The organism is Streptomyces sp. NPDC017943, from assembly GCF_044328425.1.
GTDB classification, from domain to species: domain Bacteria; phylum Actinomycetota; class Actinomycetes; order Streptomycetales; family Streptomycetaceae; genus Streptomyces; species Streptomyces djakartensis_A.
In genome coordinates, this window is record NZ_JBIRHH010000024.1 from 1 (window position 1) to 12,924 (window position 12,924).

The window sequence follows — 12,924 nt, forward strand, 5'->3', positions numbered from 1 at the left end:
GGCCCAGCCGGGCCTATTCCGGCGCGGAGCGCCGGAATTCGGTCCGCATTTGAATTCGCGGAGCGAATTCCCCGCCGCCGGAATGAAGCGCAGCGGAATTCCGGATTCGGTCGCAGACCGAATGGGAGAGTGCGCAGCACTCGAATTCTCTTCGATTTCCAAAACGGCTCGCCGCCGAAATTTGAGAAATTCAATTCGGTCTCTCGCGGTAATTTCGGAGAAATTACACGTCTTTTGAAAGGGCGTTCAATTCCTTTTAGATCTTTGACGGGAGCGAAATTCGGGGCTTTATCCGACCCGTTCGGGTCACTCTCCGTGCGGCTGTCGTCCACCCTGGGCGGGACGTTTTCCCAGTTCGGAAGGTGTTACCGGTGGTAGCAGTGACCGTTAGTGTCTGCGGCGGCGCGCAAATTCCCCCGCCACCTTACGCGGTGGCGGGGGAATTCGGGAGAGGAATTGGCGGGGTTAGAGGGCCGCGATGATGAGCGCGGCGACGCCGAGCCAGAGGACGTGCCAGCTCTGGTCCAGCGCGTAGGCGCCGGTCCCCAGCGTGGCGGCCGGGGTGCCGCCCTCGGTCACGGGGTGCGCGGGGTGGGAGCCGGTGCCGAGGCTGTAGAACTCGGCCTTTCCGCAGGTCGCGGCCAGTTTCGCCAACGTGGTGCGTCGGTCGGCCCAGTAGTGCGAGGCGGCGTCGACCGAGAGGCCGGCCACCAGGCCGAGCAGGGTCAGGGGGAGGCCGAGGACCAGGGCGACGGGGGCGAGGACGGCGGCCTTGGTGAGGGTGAGGCCGAGGACGTGGCGGCCACAGGCGAGGCGGCCGGACCAGCCCGGCAGGCCCTTGGTGGCGGCCTGGCACGAGGACTGGACCCAGTGGTCCCCCACGGTGTGGCCGATGTAGAGGGCGATGAACACGGCGCCGAACAGGGCGGTGGTGTCGGTCATGATGGGGCTCTCCTGGTCTGGTGACGGGTCGGGAGGACGGGGCGGCCGTGCGCCTGGCAGTGGACGGCCGCCCCCGCTCGGATCAGCTCTCGGTGCTCTCGTCGGCGGGCTCCAGCTCGGTCACGAGGAAGCCGAGGACGTCCGCGAAGACCTCCTCGTCCCGCGGCTTGCCGCTCAGGCCGCGCACGTTCAGGGAGCCGTCCCGGGCCTCCGCCATCACCTCGCCCACCTTCCCGATCACGTCGGTGCGGTCGGCCAGGGGCCCCGAGACGCCCGTGATGCGGACCCGCTGGCCGATGACGAACCCGCCGGCCACCTTCGTGCCGGTCGTGTACGGCGAGACACCCTCGTCGGTGGGGGTGCCGAAGAAGCCGCTGGACGGCGTGACGACGTGGCTGCGGTGGATGCGGAAGGCGTCCTCGTCGGCCGTGGTGACGATGGGGTCGCCCTGGCGGGCGGTGTGCCCGCAGGCCCCGCAGTGCTCGCGCTCCGGGCCGCCAGCGGTCGCCCAGCGCTCCCACCGGGTCTCGTTGCGGTTCACGACCGCGTTGCGGCGGGACTGGGCGGTCGACTTCGCGACGTCCATGGCCAGGGCGAGGTCTCCGATGCTCCCGCCCAGCTCCTGGTGGAGCCGGACGGCGGCGTCGCGCACGCCCTGGAGCCGGGGCAGGAGGCGGTGGTCCAGGTCGTTCAGGACCGTGTAGAGGGTCTGCGGGGTGACGTCCTTCGGGGCCTGCTCGCCGCGCTCGTTCTGGCCGGTCCGCAGCAGGGCGAGGGCCCACAGGGCGGTGTCGAACCAGTCCGCGAGGGTGCTGGCCTCCATGCCCAGGGCCTTCGCCTCGCCGGGGGTGAGGCTGATGGTGATGTCCAGGCCGCCGCGGATGGCGTCGGCTCCGGTGCGGAAGCTGGGGTTCGGGGTCTGGGTGCTCATGACTGCTTCTCCTGGTCGTCGTAGGCGTCGGTGTCGAGGTCGAGGGAGCCGGTGCGCCACTCGTAGCGGTTGCGCAGGACGTAGGCGGCCCGGTCGGGAGGGACGGCGGCGAGGCCGAAGTGTTCCCAGGCGGCCTCCTGGACGTCGGCCACGGTGACGCTGCCCCGGGCGGTGAGCTGGTCGGCCGGCCGGAGCGCGGGCCAGGTGGCCATCAGCTCCCGCCGGGCCCGGGTGATGGCGATGTCGGCGGCGGTGGCGAGCTGGGCGTCGAAGTGGGCGGCGAGGGCGGCCAGGGCGGCGGCCCGGCGGCGCTCTGCGCGGCGGCGGAACATCAGCGGGCCGCCTGGAGGTACTGCGCGGCGACGTCCACGAACCGGTCGTGCGCCTCCAGGGCGGCGGCCCGTGCCCGGGTCAGGTCGTCGGTGCTGGTGTAGGCGTCCCGCATGGCGTAGGTGGCGCTGACCATGGCGTCGGCGGCCTGCCGGACGGCGGGGTCGGTCACGTGCAGGCGCAGGGCCACCAGGGGCCGCGTCACGGCGGACCGGGTGGCGTGGCTGCGGGTCTGGAGCTCCCGGAGGCGGTCCTCCGGGTCGTTCTTGAGCCGGGCATCGCCCCGGACCCACATCGCCGTGCGGTGGTCGCTGATGGCGACCGCGAGGGCGGTGATGGCTTCGAGCTGGGCCGCGCGGTGCTGCTCGTGCCGGGCGGTCTTCTCGGTCCGGCCGGCGGACGCGTGCTGGAACAGGCCGCTGACGATGGCGCCGAGCAGGGTTCCGGCGATGGCTAAGGCGGTGGCGAGCATTGGGTCTCCCCGAGTCGGAAGGGGTACGAACCTTCGTACCCACCCCCCAAAGGTACGAAGGTTCGTACCCCCCGTCAAGGGGTTCTCGTGAACTCGTGAGTCCGTGGACTCGTGACGTCACCACACCCGTGCTGCAACGTGCAGCGCTGCCCCGTGCAGCACGGGCGTTCACGCAGGTCAGGGCCGCAACGCCGTGCAGCGTTGCGGCCCTGTTGCACTCTCTGTTGCAGCGCGGAAGCTACGGCTTGTTGAGCGGGTAGCAGCCGATTCCTACCGCGCACGGCTTGCACCACCAGCAGTCCCACAGAGCGTGGCGGACCATGCAGGTGTCGCACACCGTGGCCCCGCACTTCAAGCAGATGGGCGGGCCGTCGCCGTGGGTCTCCGCGTACAGCACCACGTGATCGGCGTCGAGGGCCCAGGCCCGGGTCCCGTCGTACTGCTCGGGTTCCGGGGACGTCGTCACCGCAGCCGCCGAAGCAGTGCCCGCCTCGTCGGCTCGTGCTCGCGGGCGAGCCGCAGCACCTCGCGGAAGACCTCGGCCTTGTCGAGGTTGCGCCGCTGGGCGGTCACCCGCAGCTCCAGGACGAACTGGTCGACCTCCGCCGACTCCTCGGGGTCGAACCGGATCGTCGTCGGGATGGCGTCGGCGGCGGCGGGCGGCGGGCGCCGGCCCCCGCGCGTCCGCCCCGGCCGGGGAGGCTGCGCGGTCGGGTGCTCGTGCTCCTGGCCGTGGTCCTGGTCGTGCTCCTCTTCGGGGGCCTGGTCCTGGTCGCCGCCCCGGCCGCCGACCCTCAGCGGCCCTGTCTTGGGGGTCAGCTTCGGCGGGGCCAGGGGCGAGGTGGACGCGGGGATGTTCCGCTCCTTGGGCGGGTTCACGCGGCCGGCACCTCCTTCACGAACCGCTGGGCCAGGTTCTCGAACACGCCGCGAACCTCGTGGCTGTCGCTGATCTCGTCCAGCGGCTGCGCGTACTCGTCGGCGTTGGTGATCAGGGAGCGACGCGGGATGACGCCCCAGACCTGGTCCCCGAAGATCTGGCGGGCGCCGCCGAGCTGGCCGACGTGGCCGCCGACGCGCATGTCGTAGCCGCCCACGACGACGCCGAGGAAGCTCAGCTCGGGGTTGCCCAGGTCCTCCCCGGCAGCGGCCACGAAGTCCCGGTAGCGCACCGCGGCTTCGAGGCTGTCGTACTCCGGCTCGGTGCTGGCCAGGGCGAAGTGAGAGGCCGCCAGTGCCATCTGGGTCAGGTGCCCGAGCGAGGGCGGGCAGTCGAAGAGGACGTAGTCCAGGTCATCGTCGGTGCCCTTGAGTGCCTTCGCCAGCCGCCGCCAGGCGCCCTTCATCCCGGCCTCGGTCGCCCGGTCCTCCAGGGTGTAGCGGGCGGGGATCAGCCTGATCCGCTCCGCGTACGGAGTCGTCCAGCCGATGGGCTGCCAGACCTCGGCGGCCTGGCCGTCGTAGACGACCTTCGGGTTCGTGCTGCTGTACTCCACCGCCTCGGCGGCGGTCAGTTGCGGAGCCTCGGGGTTGTCCTTCCACCCCAGCCGCCGCGAGGCGTTGCCCTGGGGGTCGAAGTCGACCACGCCGACCCGCTTCCCGCTCTTGGCGAGGGCTTCGGCCAGGCGGACGGCCAGGGTCGACTTCTTCGCCCCGCCCTTGTTGTTGCCGATCGCCACGCGTGTCGCCATCGGTCCTCCTTCGTCGGTGTCGTCGGAAGCGTAGAGGCTGGCTCGTGGCCCCACGAGGCCGCGGGGCCGTGCCACCACCAACGGGTGACCCGCAAGCCGTCGTGCACTTCCATATGGGTATGTGGAGCCGGAAAGGTGTAGCCCCTGTAGCCCCTGTAGCCCCCGCGCAGGTCAGGGGCCTGTTTTTGGGGGCTACAGGGGTAGCCCCGGGGTAGCCCCCGGGTGTAGCCCCCCGCGTTAACTCCCTCCGAGAGGCCCTGTCGCGCCGCCCTGTCGCGCCCGCCGGAAGGGCGGGGTTTCGGTGCCTCAGCGCAGCTCACACCGCGCGACAGGGGCCCCGCGCGACAGGGGGCGCGACAGCAGAAGAGGCCCCCGCCGATGATCCGGCGGGGGCCTCTTCGGGAGGGTGCTCAGGCGTCGACGCCCAGGGCCTCGCTCACGGCCTGCCGTGCGCGGGCCAGGTCCTCGTCGCTGACCGACTCGTCGTTCTCGACGTCGTCCAGCCAGCGGGTGATCTCGTTCGGGTGCCAGCCCCGATCGAAGGTCGGGATCTCCAGTGCGGCGGGGCGACCGGAGATCTTGCCGATGAGCCGTTCGGTCTCCTCGGGCGGCAGGGTGTTCTTCGAGCTGACCTCGTCGCGGGCGATGTCCACGGGGGTCCTCCTGGTGGTGGTGATCGGCAGGGCCGGGGCCCCGTACTGCGGGGTGGGCGCGCTGGACAACGAGCGGGTCACCCGTTCGTCTCCGTCTGGGCCCGGTACAGCGGCTGCATCAGGATCAGTGCGGTGATCGGGGAGACGTCGGTGTCGTCGCGGTCGAACCCGACCGAGGATGCGAGGGCGCCGGCCTGTCCCGGCAGCGGCATCATCGGGAACCGCGGACCGTGGAACGCCTCGGAGTCGCCCTCGAAGTTGGCGGCGTACTCGTGCAGGTCGCTCGCGTACTGCACGGCGGCCATGTCGCCCAGGAGGAGGGGAACCTCCTGTTCGCGCGAGGCCCAGGCGAGGTTCAGCATGAGGGCGGAGCGGGTCTCGGGCTCGACCTCGGCCCAGCGGCGACGCAGGCCGCCGTGCTGGCCGGCCTTGAGGTGGTCGCCCTTGTACTGCTCCAGGACTTCCCGCATCTCCAGGGTGACGTCGGGGATCTGCATGGCGATGCCGAGCGGGCTCTGTGCGGCGGCCATCTGGTCGAACGCGTTCACGTGGGTTCCCTTCGGTTGGTGGTGCGATGCTGGCCCATCCTGCCGTGCCTGTGAGGCTCTACGGCGGGGATTCAGCCGATTAGGTGACCCCGTGGGCTCGTGACGTCACGAGCCCACGAGAGGGGCCGCACGGCGAGCGTGCGGCCCCGGTGGATCAGCTCCAGGAGATGTTCTCGATGTTCGACGCTGCGGTGTCGATCTGGCTCGCGACCGGCATGTTCCACCCGTCCGCGACGAGCTGCGCGCACCGCGTCCAGTTGTTCGCCTCGTAGGCGAGGATGAACTCCTTCACCTTGTTGCCGCTCAGCGTGGCGTTCATCTGCCCGTACCAGTCGTTCTGGGAGATCCGCCAGTCCCCGTCCGCCGTCGCGTCGATGCTGGACGGGAACGACCGCTCCTCGGGCTTGGCCGGACCCGCCGGGCCCCCGCCGTCCCCGGCCTCCTCGCCGCCCTCGGCGGGCGCCGACGGAGGGGCGGCCGGGGGAGCCGACGGCGGCGCCGTGGGCGGTGCGGCGGGCGGAGCCTCCGGGGCCGGGGCGGGAGCCTTCTCCTTCTTCTTTCCCTTGCCCCGGCCGAACAGCCGACCCAGCAGACCCCGCTTCTTCTCGCCGCCGCCCTCGCCGCCACCCTCGGGGCCGGCCGACGGCTCAGGGGCCGGAGCCGGTGCCGGGGTCGGGGTCGGCGCGGGTGCCTGCTCCGGGGCGGGCCCCTGCTCCTGGTCCTTGTCCTTGCCGAACCCGAACTTCCACCACTTGGCCATGACCGATCACTCCCCCCGCTCGGCGGTGTACTGCTCGATTGCGTTGTGGATGAAGACCTTGTGGCCCTCGCGGACCTGCTCGAACATCGGCAGGAAGTCGGCCATGGGCACGGTGTTCTCCGCCGTCCACTGCCCGCCCTGCGACCCGAGCTTCATGCCCTCGGGCTTCGCCAGCTCGGGGTCGGCCTCGTTGCTGGCGAACCCGGCGGCGTCCACGTTCACGTACAGCGGCGTGACGCCCTGGTCCCGGGCGAAGTCCCGTAGGTTGCGGTACATGTTCGCCGTGGCGTGCGACAGCAGCATGTAGGCCCAGTCCGGCCGCCAGTAGATGTCCTTGCCGTACGCCTCGCCCGTGGCGTGGTCGAGGCGGGGCCCCTTCGAGCGGCCCAGGTAGCCGCGGAACGACTGGTAGACCATGCCGTTGACCTGCTTGGCGAACTTCGCCCCCGGGCGCCCGGCCTCGGCCGCCGCCACGATGTAGACCCGCGAGTCCTTCACCTTGCGGTAGAAGCCCTCCAGGGCCCGCTTCGACTCCCGCCAGACCCACGCCTCCAGGATCTGGGGCTCCCAGGTCGGCCACAGCTCCTTCAACAGGTCCATGCTCGGGGTGGCCACCCAGTAGCCGCCCTCCTCGGCCTCCTTGAACACCAGCGGTGGCAGGCCCGGCAGCGCGACCACGCCGGGGATCTCAGCGACGCGCCAGTACCCGGCGAACCGCTTGTCGTACGCGACCGCCCCGTCCTCGAGGTGGGTCGGCTCCCCGATCCCGAGCCTGACGTTGGAGTACGCGGGCAGCCAGGCCGCCGTCTTGTCGTACTCCTGAATCCAGGCCGCCGCCCGCTGCTCGGGCGTGAACTGGTCCAGCGGCTTCTCCCAGATCTGCGGGACCATCGCCCAGTTGACGCAGTCCTTGTGCTCCGGGTCGGCCGGGGGCACGAGCCGCCGGCGGATCGCCTCGCACGCGACGTCGGGCCGGGACAGGCCGCCCGCGAAGTCCTCGCCGGTCTTGTTCGGGGAGGCGTAGTAGGGGGTGACCTCCGGGTAGTCCTCGCGGCCGTGCCGGGTGGACAGGGTCCACACCATCAGCGCGTCCAGCAGGACTTCGGGCGTCTCCGGTCCGGCCAGGCCCCCGAGGCGGCTCTGCCGTGCCTTCTTGATCCGGTCGTCCCAGGCCGGGACCGCGACCGACAGTCGCTCGTCACGGGCCTTGTCGGCCAGGACCAGCGTCATCCAGCAGGACAGGGCCTCGGGCCGCATCGAGGCGATCGGCCCGTCCTCGGCCGGGGTCGCCCACGGGTGAGCGACCGGGGTCTGGGCCCCGATCCGGCGCACGAAGTCCGTCGGGCCCAGGCCCTTGGCCTCCCGCTCCTGGGCGACGCCCAGCGCCCGCCGCTCCTGGAGGGTCGGCAGGCCCATCGGCCCGATGGCCTCCTCGTGGACGTACAGGGTCTTGATCCCGTACGCCTGCATCAGGGCCGGGACCTCATCGACGTGCCGGGGCAGCGGTACGTGTACCGGCACGTGGTTGGGCAGGAACAGCCGGCCGTTGCCCAGCACGCCGAACCGCAGCGCCGAGGCCGTGCGGCCCTTCGCCTTCGCCGCCAGCTCCGCCCACTCCTGGTCGGTCACGGCGGCGACCGCCGCCGGGAACACGGCCGTCGTCGTGGCCTCGTGAGCCCGCGAGGCCGTGGCCTCTTCAACCGGGGCGGGCTCCTCCTCGGGGAACTCGAAGGGCAGCGGCGTAGCCTCCGCAGCCCTGGTAGCCCCGTCGCTGGTGGGGGCCTGGTCGTCCGGGGCTTCGGGGCCCTCGCCGGGGTAGCCCCCGCCGGTAGCCCCGCCCGGGAACGGCCCGTCGTCGTCCGGCTCGTCCGGGGCGAACAGCTCAGCGGCCCGGCGGACGTTGAAGCAGTGCATCCGCTCGCCCAGGCCCGCGCCGCGGATCTCCTTGGGCAGCTTGCGCTGCACGTTGCGGCCCGCGTTGCGCAGGTGGACGCCGAGCCCGTGCAGCTCCCGCAGCGCGGCCGAGACGTTGTCGATCCCGGCCTGGGCGGCGGCCTCCTGGACGACGGGGTTGACCACCCACCACTCGCCCAGCTCCGGGTTGAAGAACCCGCGCAGCCGCCGGAAGCCCTCCTCGGCCACGGTCGGCAGCTTGTCCATGTCGGGGAACGAGGACTTCTCGATCCGCAGCGCGTCCAGCGCCTCCCACAGCTTCTCGTGGTCGGAGATGTTGTTCTCGGCCGCGACCTTGATGGCGGCCTGGAGGCGGGCGGCGGCCTCGCGCTCCGCGACCTCCCCGAGCGTCGGCACGCCGATGGCCTGCCCGAGCATGTGGGCGCCGACGACCCAGGCCATGTGCATCTCCGCGATCGTCCCGGCGATGCCGCCCTGGGCCGGGCGGTGCTTCGCGCACAGCTCCAGGTGGAACTTCTTCAGCTTGGCCAGGTTCTCCGCCCGGTACATGCCCTTGCGGATCGCCCACTCCAGCGGCCAGCCGCCGAACTCCTTCGCCAGCCGCTTCAACCGCTTCGAGACGTGCTCCGCACCACCCAGGCCGGGGTCGGCCGGGGCGCCGTCGGCGTCCACGAACTTGTTCGGGAAGAACGGCGCGGACACCTCGTGCAGCCGCGAGGCCAGGTCTTCGGTCTGGCCGGTGAACTTCAGCGGCTCGTTGCTCGTCGAGAACGCGGCCGAGTTCCAGAACCCGTCCGACTCCTTCGGGGAGCCGTCCGCGCTGCCGATGGAGCGCTGGGCGCCGGCCACGTACTGGCTGATCTCCCGGGACGACTCCTTGATGGAGCGGCCCGAGCTGCTGTGCTCGTCCATGCCCAGGGGCAGGAAGCCCCGGAGGCGGAGCGTCTGGCCGATGCCCTGCTTGCTCGCGTCCCAGCTGATGAGGATGCGCTGGCGGCGGGGCTTGATGTCCCCGAAGCAGGCGCACGAGACGGTGAGGATGGTCGACTTGCCCTGCTGGCCGGGACCGTAGGCGTTGAGCATGTGCGGCAGCACGTCCAGGGAGTCCAGGACGGGCCCGGCGAACATGAAGCCCATGCACAGTGCGGACTTCCCGCACATGCAGGCCCAGGCCCCGATCTCGTCCCACGCCTCCCGCGCGGCCTTCTCCTCGCCCCGCAGGACGCGGTAGCCCAGGGTCTGCGCGTCGGCCTCGGGGAAGATCAGGTCCCCAGCCTCGTTGTAGTAGGTCCGGGCGGGGACGACCGGGGCCTTGTCGCCCTCCTCGCGGATCAGCCGCGCGAACGCGTGCCGCTCGTCGTTGCCCGTCGGCCGGCGCGAACCGGTCTTCGCGGCCCAGGTGCCACGGTCCAGCTCGTCTTCGGTGATGATGCGCGGGCGCCGCTGGCGCTTCCCCTTGACCAGGTACTCCGTGCGGATGTCCTCGCCGTCGTCGGTCAGGTGGGTGATCGTGGACACGACCTGGGGAACCTGGCCGATGGCCAGGGGAGTGTCCTCGGGGTTCTGCCGGTGCAGGATCATCCGATCGCCGTCCCGGTAGTACCAGCCCCGCTTCATGCCCGCGATCGGGCGGCATCCCGCCGGGGTTCCACCCCGTTCGAGGTTCGAGACCGAGCCGCTACGGCGACGGGGCGAGGGGACGTCCGCGTCGGTCGGGGTCTCGGTTGCCTGGTGGGTCACGTGTTCCTTTCGTGCGCCCACCCGACAGAGTGATCAACACAGAGGGGGGAGGAGAAATCTCCCCCGCCCTGCCTTACACTCGCAGGTGGGCTACATCCAAGGCCAACGCGAACCCGCTTCTCGGATTTCGACCCCTCACCTGGTTTCGACGCCAGAGAGGGTCCGAGGGCGGGTTTCGTGCTGACCGGCCTGTGATCTTGGGTTGTTTGGGTGAGCTTACGCCCGGTTGCGGACACCCCTACGCGCGGTAGGGACACCACTTCAGTCGCCAGCGACCTCGTACCGGTTGAAGAACCACCGGTTCGGCCCAGCGACGGACTCGCCTACCTCGATGGGCTCGCCGTCCGCGTCCCGGTAGGTGTTCCGGCCGATGAGGACGGGCGAACCCACCTCGATGCCCAACGCCTCGGCCTGCTCCTCGGTTGCGGTGCCGACCGTCTTGCGCTCGTCCACGACGTGGGTGCGGCGACCTGTGGCGGCCTCGATGGCGGAAGGGGTGCCGCCTCGGATGCGCTCGGTCGACAGGAGTTCCGGCGCCAGCTCGGCCATCTCGGCGGCGAACCACGAGGTGGAGGCAGAGACAGGGCCGCTCGGGTCGTGCGTCACGCGCTGGCGACGTACGGCCTGGGCGCCTTCCTCGATGCCCAGGAGTTCCGCGACGTGCGCGGGGGCCGGCGCCAGTCCGGCGGCGGTGATGACGGCGTACTCGTCGGGCGCGTAGATCTTCCCGGTGGTCAGCATCCGGAGGGCGCGGTCGGCAGCCCCTCGGTGGACCTTCTGGACGATGGTGCCGACGCCCGCCATCGACACGGCCAGGTTGTCGCCTCGCAGCGTCGCCAGCACCTTGGCGGCCGTGGCGTGGGCGAGGTTCCAGTCCTCGGCGATCTGCCGGACTGCGGGGAGCCGGTCCCCGTCCTTGAGTTCCCCGCTCAAGATCTGCTGCTTGAAGTGCTGCACGACCTGCATGTACGGCGGGGTGCGTTCGATCCGCGGAGACATGTCTGTCCCTCCATGTTTGGCGTTCTAGACCACTACGCCGCACATGCTACCGGCTGATCCACTCGTGTTCTAGTTGTTGACACACGCGGAGTGTTCTAGCACTATCGGAGCGCGGCCCCGACCCGGCATCTCACCTCCGGATCGGGACCTGAGACCTAACCACCTGCCAGAACAGGGGTTGATCCTGTGTCGAATCGTATCGACGCTCCACAGCTCTCCGCAGAAGCCGCGGAACGCCTTGACCGGCTGTTCCGCCTCTACTCCTCCCGGGTCCTGGCCTACGCCGTGACCCGCGCCAAGCGCCCCGAGGACGCCCACGACATCGCGGGCGAGACCTGGGCGAAGGCGTGCCGCTCGATCTCCAGCCTCCGGGCCGACGACGACCACGCGATGCCGTGGCTGGCCTCGGCGGTCCGCACGGTCGCGATCGACTTCTACCGCCCGAAGCGCACGACGGAGCGGCCCGAGGACTGGTCGGACGCCGTGGCGTCCTTCTCGCTCCCGGCCGTGCCGCCGGCGGACGAGTCGGCCGACGTCCTGGCGCTCGCGGAGCTGACCGTCCCGGAGGCCCGGGTCCTCAAGCTCGCCGCCCAGGGCCTGAGCCAGTCCGCGATCGGCGCCCGCCTCGGCCGCCACAAGGGCACGGTCTCCCGCCAGCTCTACTCCGGTGCCCGCCGACTCCGCGCGTCGCTCGCGCTGGCCGGGTGATCGCCGTGGACGAGTCGCTCTCCAAGAAGCTCAAGGAGACGAACACCAACAGCTCCGGCAACAAGTCCGGCAAGAACCCGGGGGTCGTCGCGTGAGCATCCGCCGCGAGACCCGCCACGAGGACTACGAGCGCACGCACGGCCTGATGGCCGCCCTCGGCGCGAGCCTCCTCCCCCCGGACCAGGAGACCCCGCCCGACCGGGCCCAGTTCGAGCGCGTCGTCGCGCACGCCCTCTACGTCAACAAGTCCGCCGAGCCGCCCGCCGGCCACCGCTACCCGAAGAGGGGCTGACCATGTCCAAGCCCAACACCCGCCCGTTCGACAAGCAGATCGAGGCCGCGACCCGCAAGCTCCAGGGCGTCCGCTCCCGTGAGCTGTGGGCCCTGCCCGCCGGGGACCAGGCCAAGGTCGCCGGGTACGTCGGCGTCGCGTTCGCCAAGGCCACCCGCCTCAAGTCCTCCCCGATGGCCGAGCGCGGCATCGACCGGATCTGGGCGAACGCCGAGGCAGCCCTGACCGCCGAGATCGCCGCCGCCGAGAAGGCCAAGGCCGAGGTCATCGCCCAGGCCGCCGCCGCCAAGGTCGCCAAGAAGTCCTCGGGGTGGTGGTGACCATGGCGAGCCAGACCGCCCTCAACCCCCCGCCCGGCGAGTGCCGCCAGTGCTGGCTCCACGCGTACGACAGCCGCGAGCAGCACCGCCACCTCGGCCCGCGCGAGGACTGCCCGGCGTGCGTCGACCACATGAAGAACGGCTGCCCCGCCCACATGATCGTGCCCGGCAAGTGGCGGAGGTGGTTCTAGTGCGGACCCTGATCGCGCTCCCCGTGTTCTACGTCGTCTCCCGCGCCCCGCAGCTCGGTGCGCTCCTGGTGGCCGCCGGCCTCGTGGGTCTGCTGACCCAGACCGGGATGCCGATCGGCTCCGGGCTCCTGGTCCTGGCCGTCGCGCTCCTCGGCTCCCTCGCCGTCGGCCTCGCCTGCACCCTGCCCCTGCTGGCGACGACCAACGGCGGTCGCCGCGCCGTCCGGGACGCCTGCTGGCAGGCCGCCGACGACGTCGCGGACTGGGCCGGGTGGGAGACCGGCCCGCCGAACCCGTGACCTGTCCGCTCTCCGTGGTGGGGGGGGGGGGGCCCCCACCCCCCCCCCCCCCCCCCCCCCCCCCCCCCCCCCCCCCGGGGGCCCCGGGGAATTTTAAAAACACCCAACCCCCGGGGAAAGCCCCCCCCCCCCCC

Annotated in this window: 17 protein-coding genes; 5 read left to right on the top strand and 12 right to left on the bottom strand. The window is 71.4% G+C overall.

Translation table 11 applies throughout. The features are described 5' to 3' along the window. Positions 1-465 precede the first annotated feature (465 nt). The 12 genes from ACH4C6_RS34460 to ACH4C6_RS34515 form a co-directional block, all read right to left on the bottom strand. Positions 466-942, bottom strand: coding sequence for a transcriptional regulator (locus ACH4C6_RS34460; protein WP_398112600.1), 477 nt, complete (start codon positions 940-942; stop codon positions 466-468). Between the two features lie 82 nt (positions 943-1,024). Then, the gene (locus ACH4C6_RS34465) at positions 1,025-1,873 is read right to left on the bottom strand and encodes a hypothetical protein (protein WP_398112601.1); all 849 of its coding nucleotides are present in this window, start codon (positions 1,871-1,873) and stop codon (positions 1,025-1,027) included. After that, a complete protein-coding gene (locus ACH4C6_RS34470) occupies positions 1,870-2,205 on the bottom strand; it encodes a hypothetical protein (protein WP_398112602.1) in 336 nt (111 codons plus the stop codon). Before ACH4C6_RS34470 ends, ACH4C6_RS34465 begins: the two co-directional genes overlap by 4 nt. Continuing rightward, positions 2,205-2,675, bottom strand: a complete 471-nt coding sequence (locus ACH4C6_RS34475; protein WP_398112603.1) for a hypothetical protein — start codon at positions 2,673-2,675, stop codon at positions 2,205-2,207. The genes ACH4C6_RS34470 and ACH4C6_RS34475 overlap by 1 nt, the downstream gene beginning before the upstream one ends. Before the next feature lie 238 nt (positions 2,676-2,913). Next, positions 2,914-3,141 carry a hypothetical protein gene (locus ACH4C6_RS34480; protein WP_398112604.1) on the bottom strand — a complete coding sequence of 76 codons (228 nt, stop codon included), beginning with the start codon at positions 3,139-3,141 and terminating at the stop codon, positions 2,914-2,916. Continuing rightward, a complete protein-coding gene (locus tag ACH4C6_RS34485; protein WP_398112605.1) occupies positions 3,138-3,554 on the bottom strand; it encodes a hypothetical protein in 417 nt (138 codons plus the stop codon). The genes ACH4C6_RS34480 and ACH4C6_RS34485 overlap by 4 nt, the downstream gene beginning before the upstream one ends. Further along, positions 3,551-4,366: a ParA family protein gene (locus ACH4C6_RS34490; RefSeq protein ID WP_398112606.1), complete on the bottom strand. Its 816-nt coding sequence runs from the start codon at positions 4,364-4,366 to the stop codon at positions 3,551-3,553. Before ACH4C6_RS34490 ends, ACH4C6_RS34485 begins: the two co-directional genes overlap by 4 nt. 410 nt (positions 4,367-4,776) lie before the next feature. Then, positions 4,777-5,100, bottom strand: coding sequence for a hypothetical protein (locus tag ACH4C6_RS34495; protein ID WP_398112607.1), 324 nt, complete (start codon positions 5,098-5,100; stop codon positions 4,777-4,779). After that, positions 5,097-5,567, bottom strand: coding sequence for a hypothetical protein (locus tag ACH4C6_RS34500; RefSeq protein ID WP_398112608.1), 471 nt, complete (start codon positions 5,565-5,567; stop codon positions 5,097-5,099). Before ACH4C6_RS34500 ends, ACH4C6_RS34495 begins: the two co-directional genes overlap by 4 nt. Positions 5,568-5,721: 154 nt before the next feature. Beyond that, entirely contained in the window at positions 5,722-6,327 is a 606-nt protein-coding gene (locus ACH4C6_RS34505) for a hypothetical protein (RefSeq protein ID WP_398112609.1), read from the bottom strand. A gap of 6 nt (positions 6,328-6,333) precedes the next feature. Then, positions 6,334-9,981, bottom strand: coding sequence for a DUF927 domain-containing protein (locus ACH4C6_RS34510; RefSeq protein ID WP_398112610.1), 3,648 nt, complete (start codon positions 9,979-9,981; stop codon positions 6,334-6,336). A gap of 261 nt (positions 9,982-10,242) precedes the next feature. Continuing rightward, positions 10,243-10,980 (bottom strand): GntR family transcriptional regulator, encoded by a 738-nt coding sequence (locus ACH4C6_RS34515; RefSeq protein ID WP_398112611.1) that lies wholly within the window; start codon positions 10,978-10,980, stop codon positions 10,243-10,245. A gap of 186 nt (positions 10,981-11,166) precedes the next feature. On the opposite strand from ACH4C6_RS34515, the gene ACH4C6_RS34520 reads away from it, so the two are divergent. From ACH4C6_RS34520 to ACH4C6_RS34540, 5 genes are all read left to right on the top strand, one after another. After that, positions 11,167-11,688, top strand: coding sequence for an RNA polymerase sigma factor (locus ACH4C6_RS34520; RefSeq protein ID WP_398112612.1), 522 nt, complete (start codon positions 11,167-11,169; stop codon positions 11,686-11,688). A 91-nt stretch (positions 11,689-11,779) separates the two neighbouring features. Then, positions 11,780-11,980, top strand: a complete 201-nt coding sequence (locus ACH4C6_RS34525) for a hypothetical protein (protein WP_387011366.1) — start codon at positions 11,780-11,782, stop codon at positions 11,978-11,980. Positions 11,981-11,982: 2 nt separating this feature from the next. Next, positions 11,983-12,300, top strand: coding sequence for a hypothetical protein (locus tag ACH4C6_RS34530; RefSeq protein ID WP_387011367.1), 318 nt, complete (start codon positions 11,983-11,985; stop codon positions 12,298-12,300). A gap of 2 nt (positions 12,301-12,302) precedes the next feature. Beyond that, a complete protein-coding gene (locus tag ACH4C6_RS34535; RefSeq protein ID WP_387011368.1) occupies positions 12,303-12,491 on the top strand; it encodes a hypothetical protein in 189 nt (62 codons plus the stop codon). Then, positions 12,491-12,790: a hypothetical protein gene (locus ACH4C6_RS34540; protein WP_387011369.1), complete on the top strand. Its 300-nt coding sequence runs from the start codon at positions 12,491-12,493 to the stop codon at positions 12,788-12,790. The genes ACH4C6_RS34535 and ACH4C6_RS34540 overlap by 1 nt, the downstream gene beginning before the upstream one ends. Positions 12,791-12,924 lie beyond the last annotated feature (134 nt).